The sequence below is a fragment of the Bacillus sp. PPSBB_2 genome (assembly GCF_045291115.1).
Lineage (GTDB): Bacteria > Bacillota > Bacilli > Bacillales > Bacillaceae_G > Bacillus_A > Bacillus_A cereus.
This window is the reverse complement of record NZ_CP147983.1, coordinates 2534675-2552853: the sequence shown is the minus strand read 5'-3', so window position 1 is coordinate 2552853 and position 18179 is coordinate 2534675. Positions and strand designations below refer to the sequence as shown.

Sequence of the window (18179 nt, the reverse complement as noted above, 5' to 3'; positions counted from 1 at the left end):
CAGCCTTAAATACTAATCGGTTAAATAACGGCAATTATGAGATATGAGTTAGGTTTTAAATTAACAAAAACATAATATAACCAATAAGTCTTTCGCTCCAAATTTACTTCTTCATTGAAAAAAACAACATTTTCAGCTAGATTTAGTAAGGCATTTTAGGATGAAAAATTATAAATCCCTTGTGCAATTAATTGTAATTCATCAAATATAGACATACAAATCCACTTTATTTTTTAAAGAAAGACTTAACTTATTTATTTGTTAACCAACGTTAGAAATATTATTTGTATGTATTTAAAAACTCAAGAGCTTTGTTAAAAGTTTCTTGACCTGCAGGTGTATTCATTTTAAATTGAAATTCATGTGCTAACTCTCCAGAAATATTTTTATCAAAAAAGAGTTTATCTACAGGTACCCCCTTACTTTCTAATGCGGAAGCCATTGCTTTAGCTTGTTCTTCAAATGATGCTATATTTCCATCTGTAATAAACGTTGGTGGATAATCTTTTGTTATATGTTTAAAGATTGAAGCAATTTCTATTTCAGGTAAGTTTTCAAAATCCTTTTTCCCAAAATAAGCCCAGCCAGTGGTACGCATAAAGTCTTGCACTTCTTTAGTTGTTTCCATTTTTGCTAATGCAGGCATATCATACGGACCACAAAATAGTAATATGCCTTTAATTGTTGAAGGTTCAACAATAGGATCAATTTTAGTTAAATTGGCATACCTAGGAGAGGTTTGAATATTAACGAATTGTCCAGATATTTGTGCTCCAGCAGAATCTCCTGCAAAATATACGCGATCTAATTTTAAATGATATTTTTTCGTATTTTCTTTTATATATTCGTAAGCCTCACCAAGTTGGAGTACTGGTGTAGGATACTTCCTTTTAGGAGCCAGAGCATAATTTATATTAATCACTGTATAACCCTTAGCTGCTAATTCTACTGCATAGCCAGTAATATCGGACTTATCTCCACCAACAAACCCACCCCCATGCACCCAAAAAATAACAGGTGTTTTTTCATTATAAATTTTTGGATAAATAATATCTAATGTACCATCAGGAAATTTAGAATGATAACTAATATCCCTAACAATTTGTGTTTCGTTTATAGCATTCTTATAATTATCAGATTGAACAAACATTCCACCTTCAAACGCCTTTTTTATAAGAAACGCTTTTGGTTTTGGAGAAAAATTCCAATAACTAATTCCTGCAACAATTAGTCCGAAAACAATCAGAAAAGATATAAACATTCTTTTTTTCCATATACTCTTAAGGTTTGGTAATTTCGATTTCATAATCATAGAACCTCCATTCTTTTTAGTATGATAACAATGTGAGAAAATAAGGAATAGATAACAAATTTTAAATTAGATGTATTTTTCTCACTTGATTAGAACTTATAATTATATAGAAAGGTCATTATTTCTTATTGTGTACATTATGTATATAAAATGTACGTGGTAAGAATAGTAATGACTAATGGAAAGGTAATACATATCGATATACAATGGAATACTTAACATACATGAAATTAAAAAATACCATTATAGATAATACATACTAGGCAGAGCCTCAATTAACAGAAATGAAATTAGAAAAAGAATTAACCTTAAGTAGGATAGTGCCTGAGCATTTGCATATTCTTCTCCACCAGGTATAGAAAAAAGCTTAGTATCTGCCAAATCACTAATACGAGGAGCAAAACGAAAACCAAATAGATGTGTTAAGCCAAATACTTGATCAGTATAGCCTGCTGTATCTGTGTAATGTTCATAAATTTTTAAATCTGTTTCTCAATGAAGAAGCCCCATCTAATACATGAAGAGCATCTCATGCATTTGCAGTAATGACTTTCACATAGTAAGCGAATATTTGATCGCTTACTAATCGATATATCGTTCTACCTTTTCCTGTCCCATGGTGTGGATTGGCATCTGCATATTAAGAACGTGAAGCAATGGGTAGACGTATTCAATCAAAAGAGGAAGTTGTTCCATCTCCCAATAAGATAATAACTTTTGTTCCTTTTGGAAATTCACGAGAACAGATTAAGCGCGAGCCAGTGCAATATCATACATTCTCCATTGCGCAGCATTTACCATTTGTCTGTAGAAGATTCTAGGAGTAGCTTCCACCATTTTTGTAAGACCTATATTTGCCCCCATTGCCATCAAAGTAGCTAATACAATATTCTGTTTCTCTTAATCAGTGGAGGCGTGGATAAATTGATTATGATATCCATCCCAACTTGTCACTTCTAATAGTAAATCAGTAAGCTTTATTCTGGGTAACATACTACGAAGAAATTTACTAAATACTTTGCTTCTTCTAGATTCCTCTATCCAATCGCTCAGCATATAGTTTTCCTTGACTAATATCTACTCCTTCTAATTTCTCGCTTTTTACTAATAGAAAGATAAGAGGATTCATGTACTGCACGTTTTTCGATTGATGAGATAATCTTTAATAGCACGACATACCTTATTATTTAGTAATACAATTCATTGTTTATCTCCTTTTTCACTAGAAATCATACATTCTCCAGTCTGTAAATTGAAGTCACTCATTTTGGTAGAGAATACCTCTAAAATACGTATTCCAGTGTATGCCAGGAGAGTAACAATTGCATAATTACCTTTGTTATTATCTTTTAACACACTTCGTAAATTTTTTTTACATCTAATTCAACAATTTGGATTGAAGAAGTATACGCAGTTTGAACTTTTATCATGTCTGCTTTTAAAATCCTCTGATCTTGTTGGCTTTCTTTCTGTATTAGTAATTCATTAAATTTAGCAAGGTTACTAATCTTGTGATTGATAGTTTTGGCGTTCAACATTTTGACGTTATTTAAATAACTAATGTATTCTAAAATATTTTGCCGGTGCATTTTCTTTAATTTTCTGTCACATTAACCTTCTAACCATTTTATGCACTGTCTAATAACTGATGTGTATCCCCTAATAGTGTTCTCACTTTTCTTCTCTTGTTTAAAACAAGAAGAAAACTGTTTTACGACATCCATAGATTTTCCTCTCCTTCTGTAAATGGTGTTGTATTAGGTGAGCATATAAAAAGGGGGACTTAACAGTTGAGAAGTGTTTAACCTATATTTAGGAAATTAATTTTGTATTTAAATAAGTATTGATATTAGTAAGATGGAATGGTATTTTATATAGAATGTCTTAGTAAGGAGAATTAGAGATGTCTTTAAAACACACTACTCTGTGGCTTCTCAATATGAGAGTTTTTTCTGGTTATGATCTATGGAAAATGTTTGATGGTTCTGTAAATAATTATTGGTCTGCAACACATACTCAAGTCTGAACAATGTAAGATATATTTTAAATACGCCCATAGTGACCGAGAAAAATTTCTTTTGGAAAAAACATTGAAGCATGGTATATGGAGCTATGAAAACGAAGTGAAGTGGCTTAAGGATTGCTTAAAAACCTATAACCAACTATTTATTAATAATGAAAAGATTAATCTTGTAGAAAAGGATTAAAAAGATGAGAAAAAAAGCAAAATATCAAACATGGATTCGAATGAAAAAACTGATTATATTTTTGATAAGCTCAATAGTTCTTCTATTAATAACATTATTGCCAATTACTTTATATCTCCGAGTCCTATCAGGGCTTATAGCGGTACCTTTTATTTATATAACGTTTATACTTTCTTACTCTACTTATCAATTCGCAGCATTTGGAGGGTATTACCAATCGAGAATACATGATTTAATGGTAAAAAAAGCGAATTGGAATGGGCAAGGAAAAATATTAGATATTGGAACAGGTAGTGGATCATTGATTATTAAGCTTGCGATAGCTTTTCCTGAATCCTTTTTAACTGGAATTGATTATTGGGGGGAGAATTGGGAATATTCACGGGAGCAATGCCAACAGAATGCTGAGATAGAAGGTGTATCTGATAAAATTGATTTTATAAAAGCAAGTGCCGCCAATCTTCCTTTGCAGGATGATGAATTTGATATAGTTGTAAGTTGTCTAACATTTCATGAAGTTAAAGATACGAGAAATAAAACAGAAGTAATTCAAGAGGCTTTTAGAGTCTTAAAACCTGGTGGCGAATTCATCTTCTTAGATTTGTTTATGGATGAAAAAATATTCGGGAATACAGAAGAGCTTTTAAATGACCTAAAGAAACTTGATATATCTAAATTGAATAGCTACAAACTTGCTGAAGAAATGAAGTTACCAAAGCTTTTATTGAATAAAAAAGTATTAGGAAATGCAATGATTTTGAGTGGGAGAAAATAAAAGTGCACTAATTACTTGCGAAAATAACGAAGTTTTCTTTAAGAATATTGCGTAATTAGGTAATCTAACATGAATTTTTTTAAAACTCTGTAGTGATGCACTGTATATAAAAAGCTAACTCTACCTTATGAGTAAGATAGAGTTAGCTTTTTATATACAGGCAACTTTTAATTCGTGGCACATATATTATTTTGAGAGGGTAGTTCACCTTCATAGACATATAAATAACGCCGAAAAAGAGTACTGTTCGAAGGTACTCTTTTTTGTAATATACCTGAATATTTCTTACTATTAAACACATATTATACATGGGCGATAAGCCAGAACTCACTAAAGCATCCCTTCTCTTTCATGGTTTTCCTTTGGAACTGAATAGTTAATCTTTGCTAGCAGCTCTTTTTATTTAAGTAAGGTTGTCATTACTTAAAAGAGAGGATCTATTATAAATATCAAACCCTTTTTTCTCATAAGAACTCCTTGCAAAAAAATTTATACAGCACTCTTTGTAGCATGAATTTTCCCTAAAAATGTTTTTTCATAGATAAATACCTAACTATATATCTAAAACAACTAAAAATTTAGGTGGTAGACGATGAAAGCAGCCATTATAATCCTTAGATATTTATTAATTATACTTGGAATTATTTGCTTAGCCATTTTGGGTTATATATGGTATCTTCCTTATTGATTTAAATAGCATTCTTTTAAAAAAATTAATTTATTAGTTGAAAATTTCACCACTCAAGGGTAGCATCACATCGCTATCAAGATAAGAAAACATATTACCCAAACAACGATACAATATGCTTCTTTGTTATAAGAAATTTTAAAAATTTCGTTCTGGGTTGCGCTATAAATTTTTTTACTTAATGCCGATGGGAATCACTACGCAAGAAATCCGATAAATAATTCAAAACAAAAGATCTCACTTCTTATCTGAAAAAGGATAAGAAGTGAGATCTTTTAAATACTGCCTACAACGATATATTATATTTACTTCATATAAATGTATATCGATTTTATTTTGATTGCTTACATAGACAACTTTTAAGTAGGGGAATCAACCAATAAATCATAATCTGAAATATACATCACTTAAAGTCAACTAGAAAAAGATTTTTCCCTGTTATTTGGAGAACTTTCATATGAAATGTGTACCCCTACGTTAAAATTAGGTAAAATATACAATCTTGACCTTTATCCAAACATACTACGGAATTCTCCTCGGTCCTTTTAAAAATGATAATACTAACCTAATTCAATTTTTCATTAGGTTAGTATTTAACAATTTGTTTCTTCTCTGATAACTAAAGCAGAAAAAGAAACTGGTAAATCCGCGTAAACTTTCCCAACGTCTGTCATTTGGTAAGGTCTATAAACGAAGCCACTTCTATCAACAAAAGGTAACTCCACTCCTTGACTATATACTTCTCCAAAACAAGGACAGTTACATGTACATTTGCAGTTACATGAACAGTTATTAGAATTGCGTCCACATGATTGATTTTGTATATCAATTACGTTAATTTCAATTCCAGCTCTAAGTAACGTTTTTACATGCAATTCTGGTCTAAATCTTACTCTATAATACCCTGTCTGATTAATATCCTTAACTACTGTAAATGCATATTCCTGACTATTTTCAAGGAGTGTTCCATCTATAATAACCCCTTCACTACTAATTAACCCTGAAATAACATCAGAAACATCTTCAGTTATCCCTACATTATTGCAACACACTTGTGCATTTACTGGATCGGGTATAATTTCCACAGTAGGCTCTTGATCAGGAGATACAATGGAAAACTGTTTAGTAAAAGTAACTCTATATGTCCCCGTATTTGGGACATGGGAAACAGTAAATCCTTCTGATTCTGGAGGAATTGTCCCATCTCTTCTAATTATTCCAGAGATTGTACGAGGGTTTGGAACGAAAGGATTTTCAGGATTAAAATTGATCCCAAAAGCACTAAAAGAAACTGCACGTTCTATACCTTTCCCACCCTGACTAATAACATAACTGAAACCAGATGTATTAAATCCATAAATATTAATTTGAATAAGACCTTCTCCACAGATATTGTCACAGGATGAACATTGGCAACATTGGCATTGTTGACAGCGATTTTTCGAACAACTACAGGAACTATTTTTATTGTTAAAATTCCCTTTATTTTGGTTCAGTTTATTTCTATATAACGATCCCATTTTTTTCCTCATTTCTTTTTATATTAATCTTAGCAAGTTAAAATGATTTACTAGATTAGTACATCTTATGCAGTAAAAAAAATAAAGAATAGGACATTATTCTATTTTTATTAAAATAGGGCGGTAATTTTATTACTGTCTATACAAAGGTCTCGCCAAATTGTTATCAGGGTAAGATTAGAAATGGCTACTTTCAGAAGAAACATTTTTCTATTCTAAGAACCTGTCTAAAATCTTTTTAATAAAATCGCCACACCTGCCAATAAGCAACTTTGTCTACTATTTTCAAGCGTTCGCTCACAGTTCTTCCAAAGTCTGCGGTAATTTTCCAACCAAGCAAAGGTTCGTTCCACAATCCAGCGTTTCGGTAACACGACAAATTTGTGAAGTTCAGAGCGTTTGATGATTTCAACCGAGCAATCAATCGCTTCTTTTATCGATTGTGCAAAGGATGGCCCCGTATATCCACCATCACAAAGTATATTGGTCACTTTGTCCAATGCTTTTGTATGCCTTTTACACATTTGGATGGCACCCTCTCGGTCTGNTTTAGATAAGTTTTTATCGTTATTTTTCAATGTAACACAATTATAAGATTTTGCTATTTCCTCTGTTTGATCTGTGCAACGATTTAAAACAACTATAACTTCCGTTTGCTCTTTATATGCCTCTGATGCCTTTGCAATTGAATCTAAACATTTTCTAATGTACTTTTCTTCATTATGCGCAGGAATTATAATAGAAAACTTCACATCTTTTTTCAAATTAACTTCTAAAGATTCGTTTGTCTCAGTCATAATATTCCCCCCTTATTTTATAAGGTAAATATCTGTTATACATAACGTATATTAAAATTCAATAAATTATATGATAGGAACTGCAGGTAAACTATTACTTGAGTATTAAAAAACAAAAACGTTATTCTTTCTAAATAAGCAAAATTACTAGAAAGAATAACGTTTTTTATTAGTTACATTAATATTTTATTCGTTGCTTTATTTCTTCAAAACGAGCATGTATAATTTTTCTGATATCTGGATGATTCTTATATAAAGTAACAGTATACATGATGGAAGATGCAAGAATAGTAGACCATATTAACCAATCTCCAGCATGAGAAAGAACTTTAATTATTTCACTCGTAAATTGTTCCTGTTCGTCATGAAATGTCGATACGAGAGAATTAAGGTTGAATAATAATAAAATTACAATTCTCCCTAAAAGCATCATAATCCATCCGATAATATACGAATAGCCTCCAACACTACATAATTGATTGTTATGATGAAAAACTTTCACTCTCTTAGCTTGCCAGTAACCAACTATCGCTCCTAATATAAGCAAACTAATTAATTCAATTGTAATAATAAAGTCCAATCTATTTGGAAGACCCATATAAGTTCTAATTATAGCCATGATTGGTATACCAAGAAGATCAAAACTATCTACTTGTTTAGGGATAAGCTGCCTAATAATCAATACGATAACGACTACAAGAATAATAATGAAAACTTTATTCATGCGATCAATCCCTCTTTTTTTCTTTTAAATAATACTCAATTAGTTGATTTACTTTCTCTTCTGGATAGGATTCTGGTGTTTGAAGGACATGAATTACTAGCCCATCGATAAATCCGTACAGTATCTCCAATTCAAACTCTCTATTGTATCCTGGTGTGACGTAGCCTAACTCCTTCATTAAATCTAAGATCATTCCCATAAGATACCTCGTATGGGAATCCATTTTCTTCCGAAGTTCAATAAGCTCTGGAGAACTAAAGGATATACCCAAGAATGTAATCCAAACCTTACCTTCCAACAGTTCTTCTTTATTAGTAGGAATAATGAATTTCATTAATCTTCTAAGTGCTTCTTCTTTCGTTCCTTTAAATTCATTTGTACGAGTAGTTGCCCGTTCTTTCATTCGATTCAATACTAAATTCATCGCATAATGAATTAATTCATTTTTAGACGAAAAATGATGCTGAACAAGTCCAACCGAAATGTTTGCTTCATCAGCGATTTGTTGTATGGAAGCTTTATCGATACCTTTTTCTAATATTACACGCCAAGTAGCAGTGGCTATCTGATTTTTCCTTTGTATTTGATCAACTATTTTAGGCATTCATATCCTCCTCTTTTTTACAATATGATTATATTATAAAAAAGTACCTAAAACAATATGAAAAAGCCTAACTTCTCAATTTAATGCGAAGAAATTAGGCTTTTTCATTTAGTGATGAAACCCATTATCACATTTCGTATCATGTGGCATAGGCCCATCCACAGAATCCAAAAAGGCAACGGCCTGTTTGAGGTTCCTCAAAAATAAATGCGCGAGATCCATAGAAAATCCGTTTCGAACCACAACGCGCATAATCGTCAATGCTTCTAGATCTGGAGGCAATGGATATGCGGGTACTTGCCAGCCGAACACACGCAATTGTCGAGATAAATCATAAAGGTTCCAGTTTAATGTGTAACCTTTTTTCAGTTGCCAAGCGAAAACCGGAATATCCGAACCATCGGACAAAAGTTCGAACAGTTCCATCTCCTGAATCGCCTTGCTAAGAAAAAGAGCGACCTTCTGAGAAGCCCTTTGGACATCATAGTACCCACTTTTCCCCAAACGCAGGTAATTGTAATATTGTAGGAGCACTTGTGCGCCAGGACGTGAAAAATTCAGGGCAAAAGTCGGCATGTTTCCGCCTAAATAGGAGACGCGGAAGATTAAATCATCGGGGAGATCATCAGCTTCCCGCCAAATTATCCAACCCAAGCCAGGATAGACTAATCCATATTTATGTCCCGATACATTGATGGACTTCACCCTCGGCAACTGAAAATCCCAGACTAAATCTGGTTGAAGAAACGGTGCTATAAATCCGCCCGAAGCCGCATCTACATGCATAGGAATGTCGAGTCCCGTCCTCTCCTGTAAATCGTCCAACGCTTTTGCAATGGCGGCAACCGGTTCGTAAAGTCCGGTATAAGTCTCACCGAGAATCGGTACCACACCAATCGTATTTTCATCCACGGCTGCAAGGACCCCTTGAGGATCTAATCGGGGATGCTCAGGGCTAACCTTCACATAGCGTGGTTCAACCTCCCAATAGTTCGCAAATTTTTCCCAAACGACTTGAACAGCAGAACTAAACACAATATTAGGCCGATCCACCGGCTTACCCTCTCTTTTTCGTGCATTTTGCCAGCGTCTCTTTAACGCAAGCCCCCCGAGCATACAGGCTTCCGACGATCCAGTTGTTGAAACGCCCATAGTTGTAAGTGGGCTGGGGGAATGCCAGAGGTTGGCTAAAATGCGGACACACCGCTCCTCAATTTCAGCTGTCTGTGGATATTCGTCCTTATCAATTATGTTCTTATCAAATGCTTTAGCATATAAGTGCTCTGCGGTAGGTTCCATCCATGTACTAACGAATGTTGCCAGATTCAAGCGTGCATTGCCATCAAGAGTCATTTCATCATGGACGATTTGATACGCTGTTTCTGGTAACATGCCTTCATCAGGCATGTGAAAGCGCGGAACGACTGATTCTCCTTTGCGGGCAAAAAGAGGATTTATAGAAAATTCGGGAGGCAGCTCCATTTGCACGTGACACGGTAGATATTGTGGATTATCTGGCATAACCTCTTTTCCTTCATATGTATCGTTTTGCACTTCTTCTTTTCGATCCTGCGGCATACTAGTCCCCCTTAATTAATGGTTTAACAAATATATTATTTACAAAAAAACATTTGCTAAACCAAGGGACAATTCTAATAAAAGGTGATGCCATCATTCAAAATAAAGGAGTATAGTTTTTGATTATAAAATAGAAATTGATTTATATTTCAATGAAAATATTGAATATTTTTAATATAATTATTGAGTTATGTATTTATAGAAACTTAAGGGGTATGATTATGGAGTTTATTACTTTTAAAGTAATTTGTATCTTTTTATTTTTAATGCTTATGACTTCTATAGAAGTTTTAGGATATGGAGTTCGACTTGTTGGGCGAAATTAGCTTTAGTTGCATCGACAAACTTAATATAGCTGAAGAATCATTACCTATCACAAACCGCACAAAACTTTGCTAAACTTTTAACGGCACACATGAATGATTGAGTCAGGTTTAAAAAAGTAAATTAGGGACAGTCATAACTGTCCCTAATTATTAAATGGGAAGAACCCTACTCGATATTTTTATTGACTATAAAGTTAGCCCACCATCCACAAGAACAATTGAACCGATCATATAACTTTCCTTATCTGATGCTAAGTAAGCAACCATTTCAGCGAGTTCTTCTGGATCAGCATAACGATCCATTCTCATATTGGGAAGATTCTTCTGGAGCGTACCCATCTTTCGCAAACTGAGCTTCAACACTTGTTGTTAATGCTATTTTCACACCACTAGGACAGAGTACATTAATACGAATTCTTTTTTTCGTATATTCTAATGCAGCACCCTTGGTTAAGCCAACAACCGCATGTAGTAAAGATAAGTTTTTAACCAATTTGAATCCCCTCCTTTAAATATAATAATACATGGGAATTTAACATGTTTTTTTCGTTTTGGAGGTGACCTCTTTTTTTAGCTTGATAGCGATGTGGCGATACTCGTTTAGAACGATATCTTTGCCCTAAAAAAAATCGAACCATAAATTTTCCAGCAAGCTTATGATTCGATTTAAATTATTTACTTTTAGTAACTATTCAACCCCTCTATGAAAAAAAGCCAGAAAAGCATCTTTTTAAATGGACGAGAGGAACTGGCCATGCATAGAAGCGGTCTGGGCCTTTTCCTGCCACACGCAAAGCTTTAAAACAAAGAAAGGCAGCGAGGTATAGGTCCATTTTTATCTTTATGGCTGGAATTATACCCCTTACCAAACTTCTAAATGAAATGTATAGCTCAGTAGTTATCTTATTTTTTTAAAAAACATTCTGATTATTTCTTTTTCACTTCTTCTACAAATTCCCATGTCTCTCCGTTATCTTTTGATTGATAAAGTGCACTACTATCGCCATTGTAGTCTCCATCTGCCCCTTGTCCAACTAACATATTAAAAACCCCATCTTTCTCATATGGCATACTAGGTGAATCAAAAGGAGTTATTGTGGACTGTGTATGATCTAATTTCACTTCATGCGGCGGATATTCTACCTTTTTGAAAGATACTCCCCCATCATCTGTGCGATATAACTCTCCTTCATTACCAGAAGGCCTAATTGCTCCTAAAAACCCAAGTTTATCATTTATAAAAGTGATTCCTGATACACTACCAATCCCCCCATTAAATGGGTCTGGATTGATAACCTCCCATGTTTTCCCTTCATCACTAGTCTTGCTTAATGAATAAAAGGCGCTCCCTAATGCTTTATCTGTCATATTTAGTTTATAACCAACTTCTTTCGATAGGAAAAACTGTTCTTTTTCATTCTTTAAATCTTGTTGTTCCTTCTCTTTAAGCCTATCTTCTTTTGGAGGCGTCTTTGATTTACTCCAACTTGCGTCACTTATTAAATTATATCTAGCAGGGACTAGCTCTTTCTCTTTTCCAGGGACAAATATAGATACAGTATATCCAATGATATCAGAAGTTGCTTCTTTAACACTCTGCCTCTTACCATCCTCAGTAATATTAATAATTCCCTCTGTATTGGATCCCCAATTTCTTTTTCCATAATAAATCAACCCATACTTACTTTCATTCCATTTTTTGACCGTTTGCTTAACTGGGATCGCCTTAACCGTTTTAATTAAAGGTTCTACTAATTTATCATCATTATAATCAGGCTTTGCATATCCATCTCGTATTATAGTAATATCTTCTGATTTCTTCTTATTATAAGAGATTAAATAAGTTTCTTCTTTCCCATCAACATTTTTCCCATAAACAAATGTATCAAACGCTGTGATTGTTCCATCTGAATGAAATGTAAGATCAAAATCAGTTGCCATATACAATTTCTTTGGCAAAGGATATTTTTTATTTATATCTTCAAAAATACCTTCTACTCCAGATTTATATATATTATTATGTTTAAGTTTAACTGACCTTTCATGTTTTAACTTTTCTATAAACCATGCCAATTTGCCATTGTAATTTATTGCACTTTTATAAATCTGCATCCCATAAAATGATGTAATTGCAACAATAATGATAATAGAAATGGATCTCCATGCTATTGAATTAGTTAATTTTTTAGATTTATATTCTCTATTTTTTATCAATCGCATTGTAGTAAATGTAGTTATGGATATAAAAAGTACTATACATAATAACATAATGTAAATATTATAATTCATTCTTCCGTACTTACAGTATAAGACCAACTCATAACAAAAAATCCCGTATACAATTATTAGTATTGGATTTGTTACTAATGACAAAAGTATCCTTTTTGTATTTTCTCTAAATATAGAAACCACTCCTAATTACATGAATTACTGATATTAAGTATACTTTATGAATATTCACCATTTTTATCATCGAATTTATACACATTCAAATAATATTTTCCTTGTTTCGCTACGAATTTTCCCTTTATAGTATTTCCTTCATCTTTACCACAAGCTACGTAATTTTACATGTCTGATTCATGATAAAGTACCCATGTCGTCCCAATATTTTGTTCATTTTTCACAGAAATATCTACTTCTTTCGGAACTGTAACATCAAACGTATAAACATCTGTCTGATCAGGAGTAATCAGATTCCCTTTTACAAGCCTATGGGGAGTCCTTCTCCTCTTCGAGGGATCCACCTGTTTGCGGATCTTGTTTTACAGTAACTTTTGTTTGTTCTTTACTATCCTCCACTGTTAGTTCCACAGTATATGCTCCTTTTTCTCCATATACGTGGGTAAGATTCGCATCTGTACTTGTTGTACCATCACTATGAAATTTAATTTCTTCATAAAAAAAGATTTTCAATTTTTTTAGATACTCTTACTGTCGACGTTCAAAAGCTAAACGTACCGCAAGACCTGTCAAGACGCTTGCCATAAGCCAACGCTGCACTCGCAGCCACATTGGATGTGTGCCAAACCATTTCGCAATTTTACTTGCTGTACATACAATTAGAAGGTTAACTATAAAGCTAACAGTGATTTGCGTAAGCCCCAAAACTGCACCTTGAAAAAGCAACGATCCCTTCTCTGGATCTTCAAATTGAGGTAAAAGTGATACATACAAAATAGCAATCTTTGGATTCAGAAGATTAGTCATGAGTCCCATTAAAAATAATTTCCGTGGTGGTTCATTAGAAATCGTACGAGGTTCCATAATAGATATAGCACCCGGTTTAATCGAATTCCAAGCTAGCCAGAGTAAGTAAGCAGCACCTGCCCACTTTACTACTTCATATACAGCGGGAACAGCAAGGAATAGAACTGTAAGTCCAAACATAGTTGCGATTATATAGATTACAAATCCGAGCATGATGCCCAATAAAGAAATAAATCCCGCCATACGTCCCTGCGTAATGGAACGGGAAATGAGATAAATCATATTAGGCCCAGGTGAACAAACCATGCTAAGCGAAACAATTGCAAAAGCTATCAAGGTACTCAAGCTGACCATAAACCTTCCCCCTTTATGTTACATAAAATTTCCTATTGTACATTTTATCATGATTGAGGAGAGAAAAGATTAATATAAACCGATGCAGCTAAGTAATATTATCGGATCGAATGTAGTGTAATCACATATTTCTCATTCTCTTAAGTAAGGACTAAAAATAACCTATCCATAGAGCTACTAAAACCACTACGAATAAAGCAAAGCAACATGTAATATTTCGAATCCACTTTTGTATATCACCAAAATACCTTTCTATAAATATAGCGTTGATAGTAAGCATAAGAAATAAAACAATGTAAGTAAAAGCACCCAATTTATCGTTAAACTTCTCATTTGTAAATGTACTTACATGAAGGAATAGAAAAACAAACGTTACTATAAATAGCTCAAATAGCCTTTTTTTATTCACCCCACCACCACCTTACAGTAATCCCCTTTTATTCCATTTTATCAGAACATACTATGGAGCAGCATATGAATATTATATTCATGTTAAAAAGGCCAACAATCCAAGATTGTTAGCCTCTACTTCCCATATTCGTACCTTTTATCACTTTACTTCCTAACAACTGGAATCCACATTTCACCAAACACTAAGCCGTTTCTTTTCCCCATCTCAACCGTCGTATTTGGTCCACCAACATAAGCAAACTCATTTGCATCTGGTAAAGCTTGACCGAAGGCGATACCAGTCAACTTATTACTTAGCTCTTCAGCCGTTTTGTCCTCCCCTTTCACTACTAAGTATTCTCCCCTCGGAAACTGGATTACTCTAGATTCTTCTTCTATTTGTGCTTCTGTCATGACACCCGCATAATACATCATTTTGTTATTCACCGCTTCGCTCACGGAAAAAATGTATTCATTTGTCGCTAAAGCTTTTAAAGTGTCCAGCCTTCCATCTTCTTTAACAGCCGACCAAAAGTCTTCCTTTTCTTTATTTATTCCAGCAAAGTCTGTGTATTCACTCTTAATTTCAGTTCCAATACCTAACACAATAAAGCTATCTTTTTCTTCTATAGTATAATTTTTCATATGCAAAACCTGCCTCTTTTTTTATTAATCAAACGATTTATCTTTTCATCTGATACGTTTATAATATCTTTAAACCCTGTCAAAAAGTGACACTGTTTAGGAGACCAAAATGAAAAAAGTTGAACGGATTAATACAATTATGCGGTATATCAACAACCGCTCCCACTTTACAATTTCAGAAATCATACGAGAATTCAACATATCACGATCGACAGCTGTTAGAGACATTAGAGAAATTGAAGCTATGGGGATGCCACTTGTGGCAGAAGTCGGAAGAGCTGGTGGATATTGTGTTATGCATAACTCTATCTTACCCGTTGTTCGCTTTACTGATAACGAAGTGAAAGCTCTATTTATTGCCTTTATGGCTACAAGAAATCAACAACTTCCCTACCTAAAGAGTCGTCAATCTTTAGCCGAAAAACTACTAGGACTCATCTCAGAAACCCAGCAAGATGACCTTGTTCTTTTAAATCAACTCTTGCTTTTCCAAGGGACTAACCCACATAACCCTGATCTACTTGAGCTTTCTGACCTCCCCCATCCGATGTTAGAAAAACTCATTCAAATCCTTCTTTTGAATAACCATTTATTGATTACCATTAAAGAAGATGAAGAAATCAAGTCTTATCCAATTTATCTATTACACCTTTATCAAGAAAAAAGCCATTGGATTATTGAAGGATTTGACTTAAAAGAAGAAAAGAAGTTGATGTTTCCTGTCGATGATCTCATCAATATCGAACCATACACGACGAATAAAAGACTCAATAAGAAAAAGATTTTAGAAAAACTAGGTAAGAAGGCTGAAGCAATTAACCTTGTACTTGAACTTGGTCCGACAGCAATTGCACAGTTCAAAAAATACCATCCTTTAAAAATTTCAATATCTTATACTAATCCTTACCAATCTACAGCTATTTTAAAAACTTTTATCAATGTTAACAATTCCGACGAAGTGACGGAAATAATAAATTGGCTGCTTTTTCTAGGGAAGGACATTAAAATCCAAGAAATACCCGATGAAGTATTAGCAGATTTACAAAAACGAGTGTGCTTATACATTCCATAAGCAGTGAGCCTCAAATATTAAGCTTTATCACTGGATAATTATCCTATTTTTAAATACCATTTCATTTACTACAATGAGAGCATGATAAATAATAAAAGCACGAAAAATCTCCCGTGCTTTTCTAAATATATATTATTCCTGAAGGTTTCGTTTATCACGTTTCTTACCCTAACTGACGTTTAAATGCTTTACTGGCGANGCTCCTTGCTCTGTACCAATTGGCTTCCATGAAGGATTAGTTTGAGGATCCTTTTCTTGAGATACCGTTTTTTCTTCCTCTTTATTTTCATTTCCGTTCGTTTTTACCGATTTTTCTACTCTTTGTTTCCCTTCTAACTGTGCTGCTTCTTTATCTTCAGTTTTCTTCTCTTCTATCTTTGCTGTTTCTTTATCTTCAGTTTTCTTCTTTTCTATCTTTGTTACTTTCTTTTCTTGAGCAATTGCTTTCGTTGATGTATTAGAAGGGGTAAACAATTGGTATGTCACTATACCAACTGTCACTAATACCAAAGTAAATGCAATATTAAAAATTGCCTTTTGACGACGATTCTGTTGTTTTTCTTGAAATCTGCTTACTTGTCCCATTCTTCAAACCTCCGTGTTTACTTTCTCCTCTACTCTTTATGTATTATCCCTAAAATTCTTAATATTTTTATTAAACAATAGAAATAAACTACACTTTCCATACAGGATTTCATATCATAATATAATTTGTGTTTTTTCAAGTATCTGACATATGTTATTCAAAATAGTTTAATACATTAAAAATTGATAAGCTTCTGCACTTAAGAAACCTTCAATTTTATTCAAAGATGATTCCAATTACGTCCACATTAGATCTCCTGTAGAAAGCTTTTTAACAATTAAGCCTCTTCTTCCCTTATTTATAATTTTTAAATTAAATTTCCCTCTATAGTATAATAAAGATGTTTCGTTTTCTAATGGGGTATGTCGTAAAATCAAAAGAGATTTTATCTCTTTTACCTTCTTTTCAGAGTAAATTTCACCACTAGGAAATTCTATTATTCCTAATGTAATCTTTAATTCGCTCTCATCAAAAGTCCACTCTTTATTAAGTTCTCTTATCTTTTGTATAAAGCTTCTTTTGGTTTGTCCTATATAGAGCAATGTTACATTCTTAGCATATACTCTAGAGATTGCAAATATCCCCTTCTTAGAAGCTTCTTCCCTATTATAAAAGTCATTTATACTATACATGCCATACCACTTAATATGTACTGTTTCTATGAATATCACCTCGTTTTTAGACAATATTATAATTTCTGAACGTTCGAATTATTATGGGTACATATGCTTGATTACTTGAATTATAAATTGTGCTTTTCAATAATACATTTTATTATTACTAATTTCAATAATGAAGAAAAAATACAATATTATAGTTTAATTACAAAGCTGTATAAAAAACAAAGTGATATCGTGCCACATATTTTCTTTTTTTACAATATCAAACTATCGCGAACAAAATTTAGAAAGTTATGGAATAAAAATAGAGATGTTTTTGCAACTCATTGATTTTTTACCAAACACGTATAAAAACCAATAATATGAAAATAAACGACTGGCTAAAAGTTTACTTTCAATAAAATAAAAAAAGAACCTGCAAATTTGCAGATTCTCCTGATAATGATTTATATAAGTAAGACTCGAAAATATAATACAATGATTCAAAAATAAGTTCAAGTAAATCCAAAGAACCCGCTGGAGTTCGGGTTCTTTCAGAAGTGATGATGTTTTCTCGGATTTGCAAAGTGAGAAAATACAAGAATATAATACATCGAGATTTAGAGAATTTCAATACTTAAATTAGAGGTTATTTTAATATGATGTAACATTAGCATTTTGAAGGAATAGCAATGAATACCTTATACATTTCCAGTCTACATAACGCTTTATTATCAGTAGAAAGAAAAAGTAAATCCCTACTTTCACAAGAAATCCGTCTTTTTACTCTAT

At 33.1% G+C, this 18179-nt stretch carries 12 protein-coding genes and 6 pseudogenes; 2 read left to right on the top strand and 16 right to left on the bottom strand.

Annotated elements, in window-relative coordinates:
• Positions 1-280: 280 nt before the first annotated feature.
• Together V6946_RS12760 and V6946_RS12755 are read right to left on the bottom strand one after the other, a co-directional pair.
• Positions 281-1306, bottom strand: coding sequence for an alpha/beta hydrolase (locus V6946_RS12760; RefSeq protein WP_366982218.1), 1026 nt, complete (start codon positions 1304-1306; stop codon positions 281-283).
• A 324-nt stretch (positions 1307-1630) separates the two neighbouring features.
• Positions 1631-2417, bottom strand: a pseudogene (locus V6946_RS12755) (Tn3 family transposase); the annotation flags it as partial.
• 1106 nt (positions 2418-3523) lie between these two features.
• Here V6946_RS12755 and V6946_RS12750 point away from each other — a divergent pair.
• Positions 3524-4294, top strand: a complete 771-nt coding sequence (locus tag V6946_RS12750; protein WP_366982219.1) for a class I SAM-dependent methyltransferase — start codon at positions 3524-3526, stop codon at positions 4292-4294.
• A gap of 1281 nt (positions 4295-5575) precedes the next feature.
• Here V6946_RS12750 and V6946_RS12745 read toward each other — a convergent pair.
• From V6946_RS12745 to V6946_RS12690, 12 genes and pseudogenes are all read right to left on the bottom strand, one after another.
• The gene (locus tag V6946_RS12745) at positions 5576-6502 is read right to left on the bottom strand and encodes a hypothetical protein (RefSeq protein ID WP_366982220.1); all 927 of its coding nucleotides are present in this window, start codon (positions 6500-6502) and stop codon (positions 5576-5578) included.
• Between the two features lie 227 nt (positions 6503-6729).
• Positions 6730-6990 (bottom strand): annotated as a pseudogene (locus V6946_RS12740) (transposase); the annotation flags it as partial.
• Positions 6991-7032: 42 nt separating this feature from the next.
• A pseudogene (locus V6946_RS12735) lies at positions 7033-7299 on the bottom strand (glycosyltransferase); the annotation flags it as partial.
• A 178-nt stretch (positions 7300-7477) separates the two neighbouring features.
• Positions 7478-8023 (bottom strand): hypothetical protein, encoded by a 546-nt coding sequence (locus tag V6946_RS12730; protein WP_016123079.1) that lies wholly within the window; start codon positions 8021-8023, stop codon positions 7478-7480.
• 4 nt (positions 8024-8027) lie between these two features.
• Positions 8028-8627 (bottom strand): TetR/AcrR family transcriptional regulator, encoded by a 600-nt coding sequence (locus tag V6946_RS12725; RefSeq protein WP_006929426.1) that lies wholly within the window; start codon positions 8625-8627, stop codon positions 8028-8030.
• 108 nt (positions 8628-8735) lie between these two features.
• Positions 8736-10205 carry a glutamate decarboxylase gene (locus V6946_RS12720; protein WP_366982369.1) on the bottom strand — a complete coding sequence of 490 codons (1470 nt, stop codon included), beginning with the start codon at positions 10203-10205 and terminating at the stop codon, positions 8736-8738.
• 512 nt (positions 10206-10717) lie between these two features.
• Positions 10718-11000, bottom strand: a pseudogene (locus V6946_RS12715) (SDR family oxidoreductase); the annotation flags it as partial.
• A gap of 458 nt (positions 11001-11458) precedes the next feature.
• Positions 11459-12943, bottom strand: a complete 1485-nt coding sequence (locus V6946_RS12710) for a glycosyl hydrolase (RefSeq protein WP_366982370.1) — start codon at positions 12941-12943, stop codon at positions 11459-11461.
• A 35-nt stretch (positions 12944-12978) separates the two neighbouring features.
• Positions 12979-13429, bottom strand: a pseudogene (locus V6946_RS12705) (pre-peptidase C-terminal domain-containing protein); the annotation flags it as partial.
• 33 nt (positions 13430-13462) lie between these two features.
• Positions 13463-14095, bottom strand: coding sequence for a LysE family translocator (locus V6946_RS12700; RefSeq protein ID WP_000254106.1), 633 nt, complete (start codon positions 14093-14095; stop codon positions 13463-13465).
• 151 nt (positions 14096-14246) lie between these two features.
• Positions 14247-14504, bottom strand: coding sequence for a DUF3963 domain-containing protein (locus V6946_RS12695; RefSeq protein ID WP_001036206.1), 258 nt, complete (start codon positions 14502-14504; stop codon positions 14247-14249).
• A 146-nt stretch (positions 14505-14650) separates the two neighbouring features.
• The gene (locus V6946_RS12690) at positions 14651-15130 is read right to left on the bottom strand and encodes a GyrI-like domain-containing protein (protein ID WP_000801038.1); all 480 of its coding nucleotides are present in this window, start codon (positions 15128-15130) and stop codon (positions 14651-14653) included.
• Between the two features lie 109 nt (positions 15131-15239).
• On the opposite strand from V6946_RS12690, the gene V6946_RS12685 reads away from it, so the two are divergent.
• A complete protein-coding gene (locus tag V6946_RS12685; RefSeq protein ID WP_366982007.1) occupies positions 15240-16202 on the top strand; it encodes an HTH domain-containing protein in 963 nt (320 codons plus the stop codon).
• A gap of 192 nt (positions 16203-16394) precedes the next feature.
• On the opposite strand, the pseudogene V6946_RS12680 reads toward V6946_RS12685, so the two are convergent.
• Together V6946_RS12680 and V6946_RS12675 are read right to left on the bottom strand one after the other, a co-directional pair.
• A pseudogene (locus V6946_RS12680) lies at positions 16395-16787 on the bottom strand (FMN-dependent NADH-azoreductase); the annotation flags it as partial.
• A 237-nt stretch (positions 16788-17024) separates the two neighbouring features.
• Entirely contained in the window at positions 17025-17459 is a 435-nt protein-coding gene (locus V6946_RS12675; RefSeq protein WP_197235412.1) for a sodium:proton symporter, read from the bottom strand.
• Positions 17460-18179 lie beyond the last annotated feature (720 nt).

Bases quoted from the DNA above. Each gene is read 5' to 3' on its own strand.
- V6946_RS12760 (WP_366982218.1), bottom strand. From the start codon at position 1,306: ATGAAATCGAAATTACCAAACCTTAAGAGTATATGGAAAAAAAGAATG.
- V6946_RS12750 (WP_366982219.1), top strand. From the start codon at position 3,524: ATGAGAAAAAAAGCAAAATATCAAACATGGATTCGAATGAAAAAACTG.
- V6946_RS12745 (WP_366982220.1), bottom strand. From the start codon at position 6,502: ATGGGATCGTTATATAGAAATAAACTGAACCAAAATAAAGGGAATTTT.
- V6946_RS12730 (WP_016123079.1), bottom strand. From the start codon at position 8,023: ATGAATAAAGTTTTCATTATTATTCTTGTAGTCGTTATCGTATTGATT.
- V6946_RS12725 (WP_006929426.1), bottom strand. From the start codon at position 8,627: ATGCCTAAAATAGTTGATCAAATACAAAGGAAAAATCAGATAGCCACT.
- V6946_RS12720 (WP_366982369.1), bottom strand. From the start codon at position 10,205: ATGCCGCAGGATCGAAAAGAAGAAGTGCAAAACGATACATATGAAGGA.
- V6946_RS12700 (WP_000254106.1), bottom strand. From the start codon at position 14,095: ATGGTCAGCTTGAGTACCTTGATAGCTTTTGCAATTGTTTCGCTTAGC.
- V6946_RS12690 (WP_000801038.1), bottom strand. From the start codon at position 15,130: ATGAAAAATTATACTATAGAAGAAAAAGATAGCTTTATTGTGTTAGGT.
- V6946_RS12685 (WP_366982007.1), top strand. From the start codon at position 15,240: ATGAAAAAAGTTGAACGGATTAATACAATTATGCGGTATATCAACAAC.